Origin of the sequence: Flavobacterium sp. W20_MBD1_R3, from assembly GCF_052119725.1 — a bacterium.
Lineage (GTDB): Bacteria > Bacteroidota > Bacteroidia > Flavobacteriales > Flavobacteriaceae > Flavobacterium.
The window spans coordinates 591,844-607,654 of the sequence record NZ_JBGQOR010000002.1 but is presented as its reverse complement, the minus strand read 5'-3'; the positions used below and the strand labels follow the sequence as shown (position 1 = coordinate 607,654).

General features: G+C 35.1%; 16 protein-coding genes and 1 pseudogene. 2 read left to right on the top strand and 15 right to left on the bottom strand.

The window, feature by feature from the left end; genetic code table 11:
• Positions 1-27 precede the first annotated feature (27 nt).
• The 3 genes and pseudogenes from ACEN2F_RS05735 to ACEN2F_RS05725 form a co-directional block, all read right to left on the bottom strand.
• A pseudogene (locus tag ACEN2F_RS05735) lies at positions 28-195 on the bottom strand (succinyl-CoA--3-ketoacid-CoA transferase); the annotation flags it as partial.
• Positions 192-908 (bottom strand): LytR/AlgR family response regulator transcription factor, encoded by a 717-nt coding sequence (locus tag ACEN2F_RS05730; protein ID WP_441736775.1) that lies wholly within the window; start codon positions 906-908, stop codon positions 192-194. The gene ACEN2F_RS05730 and the pseudogene ACEN2F_RS05735, both read right to left, overlap by 4 nt.
• Positions 905-1,918 carry a sensor histidine kinase gene (locus tag ACEN2F_RS05725; protein WP_441736774.1) on the bottom strand — a complete coding sequence of 338 codons (1,014 nt, stop codon included), beginning with the start codon at positions 1,916-1,918 and terminating at the stop codon, positions 905-907. Before ACEN2F_RS05725 ends, ACEN2F_RS05730 begins: the two co-directional genes overlap by 4 nt.
• 167 nt (positions 1,919-2,085) lie before the next feature.
• On the opposite strand from ACEN2F_RS05725, the gene ACEN2F_RS05720 reads away from it, so the two are divergent.
• Positions 2,086-2,907, top strand: a complete 822-nt coding sequence (locus ACEN2F_RS05720) for a DUF5694 domain-containing protein (RefSeq protein ID WP_441736773.1) — start codon at positions 2,086-2,088, stop codon at positions 2,905-2,907.
• Between the two features lie 93 nt (positions 2,908-3,000).
• Here ACEN2F_RS05720 and ACEN2F_RS05715 read toward each other — a convergent pair whose 3' ends face one another.
• From ACEN2F_RS05715 to ACEN2F_RS05670, 10 genes are all read right to left on the bottom strand, one after another.
• A complete protein-coding gene (locus ACEN2F_RS05715) occupies positions 3,001-3,660 on the bottom strand; it encodes a CoA transferase subunit B (protein WP_441736772.1) in 660 nt (219 codons plus the stop codon).
• Positions 3,661-3,662: 2 nt separating this feature from the next.
• Complete coding sequence (locus ACEN2F_RS05710) at positions 3,663-4,364, bottom strand: CoA transferase subunit A (protein WP_441736771.1); 702 nt, start codon at positions 4,362-4,364, stop codon at positions 3,663-3,665.
• Between the two features lie 190 nt (positions 4,365-4,554).
• Entirely contained in the window at positions 4,555-6,864 is a 2,310-nt protein-coding gene (locus ACEN2F_RS05705; protein WP_441736770.1) for a penicillin-binding protein 1A, read from the bottom strand.
• A 9-nt stretch (positions 6,865-6,873) separates the two neighbouring features.
• A complete protein-coding gene (locus tag ACEN2F_RS05700) occupies positions 6,874-7,353 on the bottom strand; it encodes a gliding motility lipoprotein GldH (protein ID WP_441736769.1) in 480 nt (159 codons plus the stop codon).
• On the bottom strand, positions 7,337-8,593 hold the full coding sequence (locus ACEN2F_RS05695) for a PSP1 domain-containing protein (protein ID WP_441736768.1): 1,257 nt from the start codon (positions 8,591-8,593) through the stop codon (positions 7,337-7,339). The genes ACEN2F_RS05700 and ACEN2F_RS05695 overlap by 17 nt, the downstream gene beginning before the upstream one ends.
• Positions 8,594-8,778: 185 nt before the next feature.
• A complete protein-coding gene (locus ACEN2F_RS05690) occupies positions 8,779-9,009 on the bottom strand; it encodes a ferredoxin (protein ID WP_441736767.1) in 231 nt (76 codons plus the stop codon).
• Complete coding sequence (locus ACEN2F_RS05685) at positions 9,009-10,250, bottom strand: peptidase U32 family protein (protein WP_441736766.1); 1,242 nt, start codon at positions 10,248-10,250, stop codon at positions 9,009-9,011. The genes ACEN2F_RS05690 and ACEN2F_RS05685 overlap by 1 nt, the downstream gene beginning before the upstream one ends.
• A 6-nt stretch (positions 10,251-10,256) precedes the next feature.
• Positions 10,257-11,642: an oxygen-dependent tRNA uridine(34) hydroxylase TrhO gene (gene trhO / locus ACEN2F_RS05680; RefSeq protein WP_441736765.1), complete on the bottom strand. Its 1,386-nt coding sequence runs from the start codon at positions 11,640-11,642 to the stop codon at positions 10,257-10,259.
• Between the two features lie 274 nt (positions 11,643-11,916).
• On the bottom strand, positions 11,917-12,594 hold the full coding sequence (locus ACEN2F_RS05675; RefSeq protein ID WP_441736764.1) for a DUF2461 domain-containing protein: 678 nt from the start codon (positions 12,592-12,594) through the stop codon (positions 11,917-11,919).
• A complete protein-coding gene (locus tag ACEN2F_RS05670) occupies positions 12,587-13,054 on the bottom strand; it encodes a DUF1905 domain-containing protein (protein WP_441736763.1) in 468 nt (155 codons plus the stop codon). Before ACEN2F_RS05670 ends, ACEN2F_RS05675 begins: the two co-directional genes overlap by 8 nt.
• A gap of 382 nt (positions 13,055-13,436) precedes the next feature.
• Between ACEN2F_RS05670 and ACEN2F_RS05665 the strand changes: the two genes are divergently transcribed.
• Positions 13,437-14,048, top strand: a complete 612-nt coding sequence (locus ACEN2F_RS05665; protein ID WP_441736762.1) for a beta-class carbonic anhydrase — start codon at positions 13,437-13,439, stop codon at positions 14,046-14,048.
• Between the two features lie 81 nt (positions 14,049-14,129).
• On the opposite strand, the gene ACEN2F_RS05660 is transcribed toward ACEN2F_RS05665, so the two are convergent.
• Both ACEN2F_RS05660 and ACEN2F_RS05655 read right to left on the bottom strand, forming a co-directional pair.
• Positions 14,130-14,540 carry a BrxA/BrxB family bacilliredoxin gene (locus tag ACEN2F_RS05660; protein ID WP_441736761.1) on the bottom strand — a complete coding sequence of 137 codons (411 nt, stop codon included), beginning with the start codon at positions 14,538-14,540 and terminating at the stop codon, positions 14,130-14,132.
• 85 nt (positions 14,541-14,625) lie between these two features.
• A complete protein-coding gene (locus tag ACEN2F_RS05655) occupies positions 14,626-15,795 on the bottom strand; it encodes a lycopene cyclase family protein (protein ID WP_441736760.1) in 1,170 nt (389 codons plus the stop codon).
• Positions 15,796-15,811: the final 16 nt, after the last annotated feature.

The following is a 15,811-nucleotide window of genomic DNA, read 5'->3' as shown; positions in this document are numbered from 1 at the left end:
GTTTTTGTATTTTATAGGTGTAGGTGATTAATCCATTTCCATCTCCGGAATTTCCCCTTCAATAATCAAATCAGCTTCAGTAGAAGCGATGATATGATCGACGGTTACACCCGGTGCGCGTTCCAGTAATTTAAATCCTTGTGGAGTTACTTCTAAAACTGCTAGTTCAGTGACTACTTTTTCAGGCAGTGCTACTTCTTTTTTGCAAACCATTGAAAGAAAAGATCTCTAAATGTATCTCCGATAGAGATTATTTCCTTTTCAATAAAAATTCGATTTCTTTCGATACTTGTTATTTTATTTAAATTAACAATATAGGATTTATGAACTCTCATAAACCCTTTCTCTTCTAAATTTACCGCTAACTCTTTTAAGTTTTCTAGAACTATTATTTTCTCATTTTGAGTGTGGAGCATCACATAATCTTTTAAGCCTTCAATGTATTTTATCTCATCGTAGGAAATCTTTATCCACCGACTATCTGTTTTAACAAAGAAAAATAAATTTTCTTCTTTTGTTTGAGATATTTCTTTGTTGCTCGAAACGTTATCGCTAACAAGTAATTTAATTTTTTGAGCAGCTTTGTAAAATTGATCAAATGTAATTGGTTTTAAAAGATAATCTACGGTATTAAACTCATATCCCGCCAAAGCAAATTCTTTATAGGCAGTAGTGAATATAATTCGTGTTTTAGCGGTTATTATTCTAGATAACTGCATGCCATTTATTTGTGGCATTTGAATATCTAGAAACAACACATCAATAGTATTTGTTTCTAAAAAAGGTATGATATCCAAAGGATTTGTGCTTGTGAAGACTAATTCTAAAAAGGGAACATTATTGGTGTAGTTTTTTAATAGTTCTATAGCTAATGGTTCATCATCTATTATTGCGCATTTTATTTTCATAATTCTAATTCTATTGCAATCGAAAATAGATTTTCGGTTTGCTTTATGTTTAATTTGTATTTGTTAGGGTAAGTCATCTGCAGTCGTTTTTTAATGTTTTGTATCCCTATCCCTGTTGACTCATCTTTTAGGTGTTTACTAATTTTATTGGAAACTGCAAATGTTATTTTGTTGGAATCGGCCTCAAAAAAAATGCTGAAAGGAATTTCTTTATCAAATAGTTCTCCATGTTTAAACGCGTTTTCAATAAATGGAATTAACAGCATAGGTTGAATTAAAGCATCGTGGTTTACACGTTTGTGAATGATTATGTTTAATGGCTCATTTAGTCTTATGCTTTCCAGTTCGATATAATTTTCGATGTATTCCCATTCTTTTAGAATCTCAATATTCATTTGAGTACTGGTTTGATTTATATAACGCAATAATTTACTCAAGCTCTCAATGGCAATGAGGGATTGATTAGATTTAGAATACACTAAGGAATAAATATTGTTTAGCGTGTTGAAGATGAAGTGTGGGTTCATTTGGGATTTTAAGAAGCTAATCTCCGCATTTGTTTTTTCTGATCGAAGCGTGTTGGCTTCATTTGTTGTTTTCAATGAATAGTCTAAAATCCAGATTAATGAGCTTGTTAAGATAGAATTAGCGCCATAATAGAGATTGTCAAATAAGTAATAGGTGATTGATGTATCTGTGTTATAATTTCTAAAATTCAATAATTTGGGGTATATAATTTCTTCGATTGCAAAACGAAATAATCCAAAAAATAAAAAACTTATGCCCATTAATATAAATACAATTTCAATCTTCTTTGGGTTAAAAAAGTAAGGTAAAACAACCCAATAATGGAGGTAGAAAGTAACTAGATTTACAACTAAAAAGGATAAAAATAAATAAGTGCTAATAGTATTAAAGTCTATTCCGTCATTGCTGTAGACGTATTGATAGTTGAAGCAAAATACCAACCAAAAAAATAAGTGAATTGCAATTAGTACTGATTTTTTCATTCTCAAATATACAGAAAACTTTCTGCTCAGTGCTAGATTTTCGACCAACACCTAGATTTTGATGATGAGGGTTTAATGCCATAATTAGTCGTGTTTGTCGAAAAGAGAAGTTTCTTGATGAATTGTTATAATACTTTTGAGCATTATAAACATTAAAACTTTTAAGCATGAAACTAAGCTCAGTAATTTTAGTAGTAAGTTTGTCTTTAGCAAGTATTTCTTTTTTTGCTCAGAATAAAATTTTAGATTCAAAATCGAAAATTAAAGTATTGAACGTAGGTACTTTTCACATGGGAGAAACCAATGATGCAACCAAAACCGAATTTAATGAAGATGGAGTAAAAGAACAAGCTGAAATTAGAAAGCTGAATGAAATGATCGCTAAGTTCAAGCCAACCATTATTTGTGTTGAAATCACACCAGAAAACCAAGATGGATTAAATTTGGCTTATGAAGAATATTTGAAAACGACAGAAGATTTAGAAACAAATTGGAGTGAGGTCAGTTTGGTCGCATTTGAGGTTGGACGTTTAAGTAATGTGAAAAAGCTTTATGGCATTGACCATAAAATGGGATACAACTATAATATTGGAGAAGAAATTGTAAATGCTATCGATTCAGTAACATATAGAAACTACGTGAATAGTCCATTAAAAGAGTCACCCGAATTGAGTCAGAAAATAGATCATCTTTCACTTATCGATAAGATGAGGACAATTAACAATCCAAAATATCAAGATTTTCTCTTGAATATAAATGCAGATATTCTAGCTTATGTTGGTACGGAAAAAGGATTCGAAGGAGCAGACGAGGCGTCTAAATTATATAAAAGAAATTTAAGAATGTATTCAAACATAAATAGGATACCCATGAATGAAAATGACCGTATTTTTATACTTTCAGGTGGACTGCACGCTTCTTATTTCGCAGATTTTATGAAAAGAAGTCCTAAATATGAGTTAGTTTCTGTTTTTGATTATTTAAAATAAGAGATGGGATCATCTTGTGAAGTGTTTACTATTAAATCACGTTAATACCAAAGGCTGTTTAAAACAGCCTTTGGTATTAACTTTCCTAGGTGATTAATCCATTTCCATCTCTGGAATTTCCCCTTCAATAATCAAATCAGCTTCAGTAGAAGCGATGATATGATCGACGGTTACGCCCGGTGCTCGTTCCAGTAATTTAAATCCTTGTGGAGTTACTTCTAAAACTGCTAATTCAGTGACTACTTTTTTAACGCAACCTACGCCTGTTAATGGTAAGGTGCATTTTTTAAGTATTTTAGATTCTCCTGCTTTGTTAACGTGCATCATGGCAACAATAATGTTTTCGGCAGAAGCCACTAAATCCATTGCACCTCCCATTCCTTTGACCATTTTGCCCGGAATTTTCCAGTTAGCAATATCGCCGTTTTCGGCCACTTCCATGGCGCCAAGGATTGTCAAGTCAACATGTTGTCCCCGTATCATTCCAAAACTGAATGCCGAGTCGAAGAAACTGGCTCCGGCTAAGGTAGTTATGGTTTGTTTTCCAGCGTTGATTAAATCAGCGTCTTCATCGCCTTCAAAAGGGAATGGACCCATACCAAGAATTCCATTTTCGCTTTGAAACTCAACGTCAATTCCTTCTGGGACGTAATTAGCCACTAATGTTGGAATTCCAATTCCGAGATTCACGTAGTAGTTGTGTTTTAATTCTTTTGCAATGCGCTTTGCAATTTGGTTTTTATCTAAAGCCATAATTAGAAAATTTTTCTTACGGTTCTTTGTTCAATTCTTTTTTCGTATTTCTCTCCTTGAAAGATTCTATTTACAAGTATTCCTGGGATGTGAATTTCGTTTGGATCTAAACTACCTACAGGTAATAATTCTTCGACTTCGGCGATGGTTATTTTTGCTGCTCCGGCCATACAAGGATTGAAATTTCTTGCAGTTCCTTTGAAAATTAGGTTTCCAGCCTCATCACCTTTCCATGCTTTGACGATAGCAAAGTCTGCATTGAAAGCGTGTTCCATAATATGCATCTTTCCATTGAATTCGCGGGCTTCTTTCCCATCTGCAACTTCTGTTCCATAACCGGCGGGTGTGAAAAAAGCGGGGATTCCTGCTTGTGCTGCACGACAACGTTCAGCAAGAGTTCCCTGAGGAATAAGATCTACTTCAAGTTCTCCAGAAAGCATCTGTCGTTCAAATTCGGCATTTTCTCCTACATAAGAGGAAATCATTTTTTTGATTTGGCGCTTTTGCAAAAGCAATCCAAGGCCAAAACCATCTACTCCTGCATTGTTTGAGATACAGGTTAAATTTGTAGTTTCTTTTTTTACAAGTTCGGCTATGCAGTTTTCTGGAATGCCACATAATCCGAAACCGCCAAGCATGACTGTCATCCCATTTTCAATTCCTTGAAGGGCTTCCTGAACGTTATTTACTTTTTTGTTAATCATAAAAATTGAATGCTAGTTGACTAATTTTAATTTAAAAAAGAGCTTTATTAGGTATACATTGTCAAGAACTAAAGGATTTAATGGTAAAGACCAAACCCCTAGCCCAGACAGAAGCGACATCCTTTTAGTCTCATTTCTTAATGAGACTAAAAGATATAGCGGATGGCTGGATTAGCTCCAGATGAAAATTTTACAATTCAAACTCATCGGTATTTTGTTGAATATTGGTGGTGTCTTTTACTTTAGCAGCGGTGTAGCAATCTACTTTTATGGATAGGTTTGCGGGTCTTTCAAAAGATTCTTTCGAAACTTTTAAAGCGGGATCTTCGTAGCAAAGTTTCATGAAATAGCCCCAAACTGGCAGTGCGGCAGTGGCACCTTGTCCGTAAGTTATGCTATTGAAACGGGCCGAACGATCCTCATTACCTACCCAAACTCCCGTCACTAGATTAGGAACCATTCCCATGAACCAACCGTCAGATTGGTTTTGCGTGGTTCCAGTTTTTCCGGCAATAGGATTCTTAAATTGATACGGATATCCAGTCCAACGTTTGTCTCCGTTGCCTCCACCAGTGGTTCGCAAACGATCTCCTGATCCACCTTCGGTTACACCTTCTAATAATTTGACCACGGCATAAGCAATGTCTTTATTTAGAACATCATGTGATTCAGGAATAGGTTCGTAGATGATGACGCCACTTTTATCTTCGATTCGAGATATAAATTGAGGTTTCATGTACACACCTTGATTAGCAAATGTGCTGTATGCGGCAACCATATCTTCAACGGTTATCTCTACTGCTCCTAATGCGATTGAAGGTTGTAGCGGAATTTCTGACTTAACGCCCAATTTATGGGCTAAATCAACAACTGCCTTTGGGCCTACCCGGTCTATTAATTTTGCAGATACAATGTTTATAGAATTTGCCAATCCGCGTTTTAAGGTGACCATTCCACTATATCTGTTGTTGGAGTTTCTTGGTTCCCAATCTTCGGTAACATTATGGCGTCCTTTTCTTATCACAAAAGGAGAATCAATAATGGAATCACAAGGCGACATATTTAATTGTTCTATGGCCGTTGCATAAACAAAAGGTTTGAAGGTAGAACCAACTTGTCTGGCACCCTGTCCTACGTGATCGTATTGAAAATATTTATAATCGATACCACCAACCCATGCTTTTATATTTCCCGTTTGCGGTTCCATGGCCATTAACCCAGATTGTAAAAAGTGCTTGTAATAACGGATGGAATCCAATGGCGTCATTATAGTATCTTTTTCTCCTTTCCAAGAAAACACTCTCATTTTGGTTTTTACACTGAAGGAAGCGATAATTTCTTCATCAGTTTTTTCTAGTGATTTTAATACTGCCCATCTGTTGGAAGATTTCATCGCTTGATTTAAAATACGTTGCGTTTCTACAGAAGATATATTGACAAATGGAGCATTTTTATTTTTTTTGGATTGTATAAAAAATTCTTCCTGTAAATTAGCCATGTGTGCTGTTACTGCAGTTTCAGCGTGTAATTGCATTCTGGAATCAATGGTCGTGTATATTTTTAGACCGTCTTTGTAGATGTCATAATCTGATCCATCCGGTTTTTTATTTTCCTCAGCCCATTTTTTTAGATAATCTCTTAAATATTCTCTAAAATAGGTTGCAGTACCTTCTTTGTGCGTTTCTAATTTGAAGTTTAGTTTGATTGGTAAAGCTTGTAATCTTTCTTTTTCTTCTTTTGAAATGATTTTTCCTTTTTCTAATTGCAAAAGCACTACGTTTCTGCGGTTTGTTACTCCTTCCGGATTTCGAATAGGATTGTAAAGACCGGAGTTTTTAAACATACCCACTAATATTGCTGATTCACTGATGGTCAGTTCTTTAGGTTCTTTAGAAAAATAGGTTTTAGCGGCTGAACTTACGCCAACAGAATTGTTCCCAAAGTCATATACATTACAATACATGGCAATGATTTCATTTTTGGTGTATTGTCTTTCTAAGCGGATGGCGATTATCCATTCTTGAATTTTTTGTACGATTCTAAACGGTAGAAATTTAGACCCTTCACCATGGAATAATTGTTTAGCAAATTGCTGGGTCAACGTACTTGCACCACCACTAGTTCCTAAACTGGAAATGGCTCTTAAGGTTCCTCTTGCATCAATTCCGGAATGCTCATAAAAGCGGGCATCTTCTGTAGCGATTAATGCTTGCACAAAGTTTTTTGGCAAATCCGTGAATTTTAACTGAGACCTGTTTTTTTCAAAATATTTACCTAAAACTACTCCGTCTGCGGATATGATTTCAGTAGCTAAATTTGAATCTGGATTTTCTAAATCTTCAAAAGAGGGCATGGAACCAAAAAGTCCCCAAGACGCAAATAGGAAAAATAAGGCGATACTTGCTAAACCTATTGCGAAAATTTTCCAAAAAATCTTTTTATAATGAGCAATATCTTTGTCATTATCTTTTGTCGTACCGTTATTTTTTTTGATAGCCATAATACTATTTTATTCTTTTTTTTCTATTCTAAAACCCACTTCTGTAATTCCATCTAAATCTGTCACGCCAGGAACTTTTCCATTTTCTCTGACTGCTTGTTTTATGTTAACGGTATATTTAGATCTAAATCTTACATTTTCTTTGTAAAAAAGTTTGCTTTCTTTTATATCTGAAAACCCATCTCCTAATAATGTCCCATCAGGATTTGCCATTTGGTATTCTAGCGTGTCCACTTTTGTGAAACCATTTGGCAATTCTAATGCTACAATCAAAAACAAGTTATTGTATTGATAATTGTTATTTGCTCTCAAATTTACAAATAAATTATAGCGTTTGGTGGAGTCTAATTCCGGTAAATGGAACGTAACAATACTGTCTTTATGCCATGCACTGCCAACAGATTTATATTCGTCAAAAACTCTTTTTTTATCACATGACCAGAGTAAAATTAAAATCAAAAGAAGTGAAGCGCTATTTTTTATCCACATTTTTAGTAATAATTATAGGTTTTCTTGGCTCTGCAGGTTTTTTGTCATTTGGATTCTGACGGTTATTGTTTGCAGGTTTATTAGTGTTAGCAACGATTGTATTTTCACCACTAGGTTTTCGCTTTTTATTTGGTTTTTTCTTTGCCTTGGGCTGGTCAAAACGCGTTAAACTTTCTTGTCCCATTGCATTATTGAAGTTTTTCTCTGGTTCTGCAATGATTTCTACGGCAAAATCTTCCAGCGAAGAAACTTTATTTTTTAGTTTGTTTTCGGCAATAATTTCTCGGACTTGATCAATTTTTAATACATGCCAATTGGCAAAATTATTGGTATAGGCAAACCACATCAATCCTTTGAAAATATCTTGTTTCTGACAAATAGCGTCTCCTTTTTCGGTTACCAATTTTGTTTCGAAATCTGGAAAATCTTTCAAGGCGTCCATGTAGGTGTCCAGCTCATAGTTCAGGCAGCATTTTAATTTTCCGCATTGTCCAGCTAGTTTTTGTGGATTCAATGATAATTGTTGGTACCTAGCTGCTGAGGTGTTTACACTTCTAAAATCTGTCAGCCAAGTAGAACAGCACAATTCTCTTCCACAAGAACCTATTCCGCCTAAACGAGCTGCTTCCTGACGGAAACCCACTTGTTTCATCTCGATTCTGGTGCTGAATTCTTTTGCAAAATCTTTAATTAATGCGCGAAAATCAATACGGTCATTTGCGGTGTAATAAAACGTAGCTTTAGATCCGTCACCTTGAAATTCAATATCCGAAATTTTCATTTCCAGTTTTTGAGCAATCGCAAGTTCCCGTGCGCGAACTTTCATGGGTTCTTCTTTATCGCGTGCTACTGACCAAATATCAATGTCTTTTTGAGAGGCTTTTCTATAGATTTTTGGAATTTCATTACTTGTTGGATTGGCGCCTTTTTTCTTCATTTGAATGCGAACCAATTCTCCTGTAAGGGTTACAATTCCTATGTCATGACCCGGAGATGCAACCGTAGCAACGATGTCGCCCATACTTAGCGTTAATTTCTCTGTATTGCGGTAAAATTCTTTTCTACCATTTTTAAAGCGTACTTCAACACAGTCAAAAGGGGCGTCACCATTAGGTAAACTCATATTAGAAAGCCAATCGAAAACCGTTAATTTATTGCAGCTATCGGTGCCGCAAGTCCCATTATTTTTACAACCTTTAGGTGATCCACCATCAGAAGTTGAACAACTTGTACATGCCATAATTTTATATATAGTGTTGTGACGAGCACAACTTATGTTCTTAAAACGTTTAATTTGTAAAGATAGTATTTTTTAATTTCACGGCATAGCCTATGAAAGCATCAATAAAAGGTAAATTTTAAATAAAAAACCCATTACAATTAAAACTGTATTGGGTTTATTATGATTCTATTTTGAACTAAAGTTTAGGTTTCTTTCACCGAAATTATTTTCACCGGACAGGCTTTTGCCGCCAATTCACAACTTTCAACAATCGTGTGGTCGTGTGATTTTAAAGTAAAAAAACCTTTGGAGTCTTGCGAATGAATCAAAACTGATTTCCCGTCTTTCTTAGACATTTGAAATTGAACCGGCGCCATTTCAACGCAATAATTACAGCCAATGCACTTATCTCTTTGTAAAGTAACAATAACCATTAAGCTTCCACAATTTTATATAATTTGTCCGACATTCTAATTCTGAAAGGTAATTTCAAAGTACAATCATCGCCTTTTGTGGCTTTGTCAGCCGTAGCATCATTGACAAACATTTCGTTAATAACCATTTCTTGTGCTCCGGTGCTTGGTCCTGTTACTAGAATTTTATCTCCAATTTTGATGTCGTAGGCTTCAATTTTGAATTGACCAATATTGGCTTTGGGGAAATAATGGGTTCCTTTCCCCACATAGACTTTTTTCTGTGTCGCCATTGATCCGGAAACATCACTCCATTCGCCCAATTCTTGTCCCAGATAATAACCGGACCAAAAACCACGATTATAAACTGTGTTTAACGCTTCCATCCAATTAGCTACTTTTTCTTTAGAAAACGAACCTTCATAATAACTGTCAATCGCTTCCCGGTAGGTTTTGATAACGGTGGCAACATATTCAGGAGCACGGCCACGACCTTCAACTTTTAACACCTTAATACCGGAATCAATGACTTGATCCAGAAAATCTAAAGTGCATAAATCCTTTGGAGACATCATGTATTCGTTGTCCAATTCGATTTCAAAACCGGTTTCCTGGTCAATAACTGTGTATTTCTTGCGACAATTTTGTTTGCAAGCACCTCGATTTGCCGAGGAATTATTAGAATGTAAACTCAAATAGCATTTTCCTGACACCGCCATACACAAAGCACCATGACCAAAGATTTCAATTTCCACTAAGTTTCCGCTTGGTCCCTTAATTTGTTCTTTTTCGATTTGAGCGGTGATGCTTTTCACTTGGCGCAAACTCAATTCCCGACTTAAAACCATCGTGTCTGCAAATAAACTGTAGAATTTTATGGTTTCAATGTTTGTTACATTCAGTTGTGTCGAAATATGAACTTCCATTCCAATGCCTCTCGCCATAGCGATAACCGCTTGATCAGAAGCAATAACCGCAGTGATATTTGATTCTTTAGCTTTGTTTAATAATGTTTTCACTACAGATAAATCGTGATCGTAAATTATGGTGTTCAAGGTTAAGTAACTTCTAACATTCTTAGCTTCGCAGCGTTTTGCTATTTCCTGCAAATCGTCCATGGTGAAATTCACGGTGGCTCTGGCGCGCATGTTCAATTGCTCTACGCCAAAATAAATAGAATCTGCACCATTATCTAATCCGGCTTGAAGCGACTCAAAGTTCCCTGCAGGAGCCATAAGTTCTATTTTGTTATTCGATGTCATGATAAATTAGTCTAAAACTTTATACAATTTATCAGATAATCGAATCCGAAACGGCAATTTAAATGTGCAAGTGTCTCCAGAAACTGCTTTTTCTTGTGGCAAATCGTTAACCAGCATTTCTTCAATTACTAGTTTTTGTTCTCCGGTTGTGGAACCTTTTATTAAAATAGTATCACCAATTTTAATCTCATTTTCTTGAATTAAAAACTGACCAATACTAGGTTTTGGAAAAAAATGGGTTCCTTTTCCAATGTAGATTTTCTTAATTTTTGGTTCTTTTTTGAGAACGGTAGCCACTTTACGAGCAAGTTTTGAGGCCGCTAAATCACTAAGATTCGGGACTGTTGCTAATGGATCGTGATTATTTTTGAAAGTCAAAACATCTGATTTCCCTTTTTTGAAAATCTTATTTCCGTTTTTAATCCCTCTTCGGATGGCTTTTTGCTCTTCTTCTGGCATGTGAATGACACTCACGCATTCAGCAGAACAGCAGCCTTCCATTTTTTCCTTGCAAGAATCACATTGGATAAAAAGCAAATGACAACCTTCGTTCACGCAATTGGTATGTACATCGCAAGGTGCGCCACATTGATGGCATTGCGAAACAATATCGTCAGTGATTCTTTCGCCCAAGCGGTGATCAAACACGAAGTTTTTTCCAATGAATTTACTTTCTAATCCTTCGGCTTTTACCTGGCGCGTGTATTCGATAATTCCACCTTCAAGCTGGTATACATTTTCAAAACCTTTGTGTTTGAAATAAGCACTGGCTTTCTCGCAACGGATTCCCCCGGTGCAATACATCAATACTTTTTTGTCTTGTTTGTGTTCAGCAAGTTGTTCTTCTATGATTGGTAAACTTTCACGAAAAGTATCAACATCAGGTTTTATAGCTTTGGTAAAATGTCCAATTTCTGATTCGTAATGATTTCGCATATCGACCACAATCGTATTTGGATCTTCTAGAAGTTCATTGAATTCCTTTGCTTTTAAATGAATTCCAATATTCGTCACATCAAAAGTTTCATCGACCAAACCATCAGCCACAATCTTGTCACGGACTTTTACCGTCAGTTTCAAAAACGAGTGATCGTCTTGCTCTACGGCTATATTCAATCGGATTCCTTTCATGAAATCATAGACTTCAATCGAATCTTTGAACGCATAGAAATTATCGGCAGGCAGTGATAATTGGGCATTGATTCCCTCACTGGCTACATAAATTCGACCCAGAACTTCAAGAGAGTTCCACGCCAGAAATAATTCGTTACGAAATTGTGTTGGATTTGAGATTTGCGCATAAGCATAAAAAGACAACGTAAGGCGTTGCTTTCCGGCATCATCAATCATGATGGCTCTTTCCTCTGCGCTTAATGTGTTATACAGTTGCATGCTATAAACAGTTTTAAGTTGAGAAATATATTTTTTGCAAAAGTAAATAATTTAACCGCAAAGTTCGTAAAGAAGTCACAAAGTTTATGAATGGTTTGTTTTTTTAGGAGCTCATTCCAGCTGTTCACTATATCTGTTGTGGTGAACCCCGCCACAACAGGATGCCGTTTCCATCTGGGCTAGTGCGTTTGCGGTAAATAGGTCGTTTAGTTTTTCAAAAATCGTCTTTACGGTTTTAAGCCACACGAAAGGATTCGTATGGGAGACGGTTATTTTATTCTTCAAATTCTATAGCTTTATTGAGATAGTCAATCAGTGGTTTCGTCGTTTTAAAATAGTTACTAATGATTTTTATTGCGTCTGGACTTGTCAAAATTTTGTCACTTATCAATTCTTTGGTACAAAAACCTTTCATTTTAAGCAATTCAACAACTGGTTCCCTTTCTTCATAAAAATCAGTGAATTTTTTTAATTTACTTTGACCTTGAATACCGCTTGGAAATATATCTTGAAATTGTTTGCTTGAAATTATTCCATTAAATTCCTCGTATGAATAACTTATTTCTTGCCGAATTTTCTTTAAAAATTCAGGAGTTGTCTGCCAAATCCCACCGCCAACCATACAATTGCCTGGTTCAATGTGAATAAAATATCCTGCTGTGTTTCCGTGTGGGGCATTTTTATTAAAAACGATTAAAACATAGTTTTTATAGGGTGTCTTGTCTTTTGAAAACCGCAAGTCTCTGTTTACTCTTGTCAAGCACTTTTTAGGAACTAAATTTGCATTCGCTATTAAAAGGTCTAATTTTGCTAATTCTAACAATAAATTTTCTGTAAACAAAATAATATCATCCTTGTAGGCTTGATAAGTTAGTTTGTTTTGTTCAAACCACTCTCTTGAATTGTTTTTTTTAAGTTCTTTCAAAAAGTTGAAAGATGTTTGCTTAATCATTTTGTTTACTTAATTCATCTATGTGTTTTATAATTATCTTGATTTGTTTCTCTTCAATTTTTTGAGAAAGAATACTTTCTAAAATTTCATTTTTTCCAAATTCGCTTAGTCTTTCAAAAGCTTCTAAAACTTCCAATTCCTTGAAGGTTTCTAAAATTTGCTTTTCAGTTATTTTTTCTTTCTTGGATAATAGATAAAGGGAAACAGTAACAATATCGCCCCCTTTTTTATTGATAGCTTTTCTTATTTCACTATTTACAGAAAGCATTTTGTCTTGTCCTTTTATTGGAGCAAGGTTTCTAGCTTCAATTTTGTAGGTATCAATTGAACCTGAAACTTTTATGTCGCCCCATTTTCCATCAATATGTTTTGAATTTGGAATACGTAAATGATAAGTCCAAGCCCCTTTTCCGTGTTCATATATTAATTCGAGTTTTTCGTCTTTTATGATATAGTCCATTTTATAGTCTCTTTTTTTAGCTTTTTTGCCTTACTATTTACTGTCGTCAAATATACAAATCTTCGTAGCTTGAAACGGCTCCTAGCCCAGATAGCAGTGGAAATCCTTTTTTATCCACTTTTTAGCGGGAAAAAGATTGAAACGAATGCTGGACACGAGCGCAGCGAACTGACGAAGTAAATAGCTCCAAATAAGAAATTACGAAAGTAGGCGGTTGTAAATATGCTCTTTGTGGGGCAAATAAAAGCCATTAGATTGTTTATCGTATTCATAAAAAACTATCTTTGCCTATCGGTTTAGTAGAGTATTGAATAACCAATGCTTTTTAAACAAATAAAAAATTTATCTGAATTCTATATAAGAATTCCAATAACTAAATTATATGAGTAAAGAAAATTTATTACAAAAAGAGAATAGTATTATTAATCAGGAAGTGCTGGTTGCCAATCAAAGTTATTCAGAAAGCTTTGGCGAAAAAGCTAATTTAGCAATGCCTCCAGCAAGAAAATTTGCAATTCTGACTTGCATGGATGCTCGATTAGATCCTGCAAAATATGCCGGACTTTCAGAAGGAGATGCACACGTTATTAGGAATGCAGGAGGAAGAGCCAGTGATGATGCTATTCGTTCTTTAATTATTTCCTATAAGTTATTAGGCACTGCTGAATGGTTTGTAATTCATCATACAGATTGCGGAATGGAAACTTTTACTGACGAGATTATCAGAGATTTACTTTCTACAAGTCTTTCTACAGCTACGGTTGATGAAAACGGATGGAGAAATATTACTGAAGAGGGAGGTTCTCAGGAAGCTAAAAATATTTCGTTTTTACCAATTAGCAATCAGGCAGAAAGCATAATTGAGGATGTAAAAAGAATAAAAAACCATGCCTTGGTTCCATCACATATTCCAGTTTATGGCTATCTTTTTGATGTAAAAAGCGGAAAATTAATCGAAATTCCTGAAGCAACCAGCATTGGAAGAGCAAGTTAAATTGTATTATTTTGATCTCCAAAAAATGTAAAAAAAAGCCCCGAAATATTTTTTCGGGGCTTTTTTATTTGAATAAGTTGCTTAACAATACTCGTTGAAAGCGTCTTTTAAGTTTTCAGCAATTAGTTCTGCTGGGCGACCTTCAATGTGGTGACGCTCTAACATGTGCACTAATTCTCCGTTTTTGAACAAAGCCATACTTGGCGATGATGGAGGAAAGGGGAACATGTGTTGTCTTGCAGCATCAACTGCATCTTTGTCAACTCCTGCAAAAACAGTAATTAGATGGTCTGGTTTTTTAGCGCCATCTAAACTCATTTTTGCTCCCGGACGTGCATTTCTAGCAGCACAACCACAAACTGAATTTACAATGACAAGCGTTGTTCCTTCTAGTTTCATTGCGTTTTCTACCGCTTCTGCGCTATGTAAATCTTGAAAACCTGCAGCGGTTAGTTCCGTTTGCATTGGTTTTACCATTTCTTCTGGATACATATCTTTGTGTTTTTATATATTAATTTTCAATAAGCAAAGTTACGAAGTTTAAAAGGAACTCCATTCGCTGAATTATAAAGTTTTGTTATAGTTTTATTGCTTTGGAAGCCACATGAAAAATAGCTTTTATAAATAGCATTTTTGGACACTTTAGAATAACCTTTATATCTTCAATAAAAGAAGTTTCTTCGTCTAGAAATTTAAAAATTAAAGTTGAATTCCCTTTTCTAAACATCGAAGAAAAGATGTGGGAACCCAATTCATTTTTTCGATCTAAAATGTCTAACAAAAGCAAATCATAAAACCAGAATTTAGTTTTTTTATGAAATTTGGTGAAGTCGGTTTCCCTTTGCAGAAAGGCAACTAATTCGCTTGACTTTTTATCCGAATTTTTGAAAGTATAACCCGTGCTTGCTTTCGTCCAACCACCAGAAGTCCCTATGTTGATTGTATTTTTAGTGTTTTCTTTCCAAAAAGGATAACAGGTCATTGGGATGCTGCCTTGCTCTTTTTCGACGATTTCATAGTTCGTAATCCCAAGGTTTTTGAGGTACTTTTTGATTTCGTTTTCATATTCTTCCTTTTTTAAATGTTGGTGTGAAAACAAAGTGTATTCCAGTAAAGCTTCAGTTTTTGATGTAGGCAACACATACATAAAGCGCGTATTTCCTTTTTGCTCTACTGAAAAATCCATGAAAGTCGCTTGTTCTGAATTGAAAACAGCTTTTTCACTTTTGATAAACCAACCAATAAAATGTTGTTGTAAAACTGGGTATATTGTCTGACTTGCTGCTTTTTGTTTGTTGTAAATGCTGTTGAATAATTTGGAACACGAAAAAGATTCATTTTCGGTTTGTACCAGAATTATGGTTTCAGATTCTTCGATTTCCAGTACTTTCTGGTTGATGAACTTGATGTTTTCTTGTTTTGAAAGCAACTCAAATACCTGCGTATAAAAATCCAGCCCTTTCACCATATTGTAGTGATACGGTTTTAAGTTTAAATCCCTGCGAAAATCTTGATTGGCAAACAAAGCCGAATCCCATTTCTTGGAAATAGATTGTTCCCAAAGTGAGTCGTTTGTTTTCCAAAAACACCAGGTTCTGTCGTTGGTTTTTTTAGTGTTTTCGTCCAATAATAAAATACTCTTGTCCTTAAATGTACCGGATTGTACCATTTTATATACGGTCATCAAAGCCGATAATCCTGCGCCGGTAAAAATATAATCGTAGTGTTTCATTTGGGAATTTGACATTTCCTCCAAAAATAGA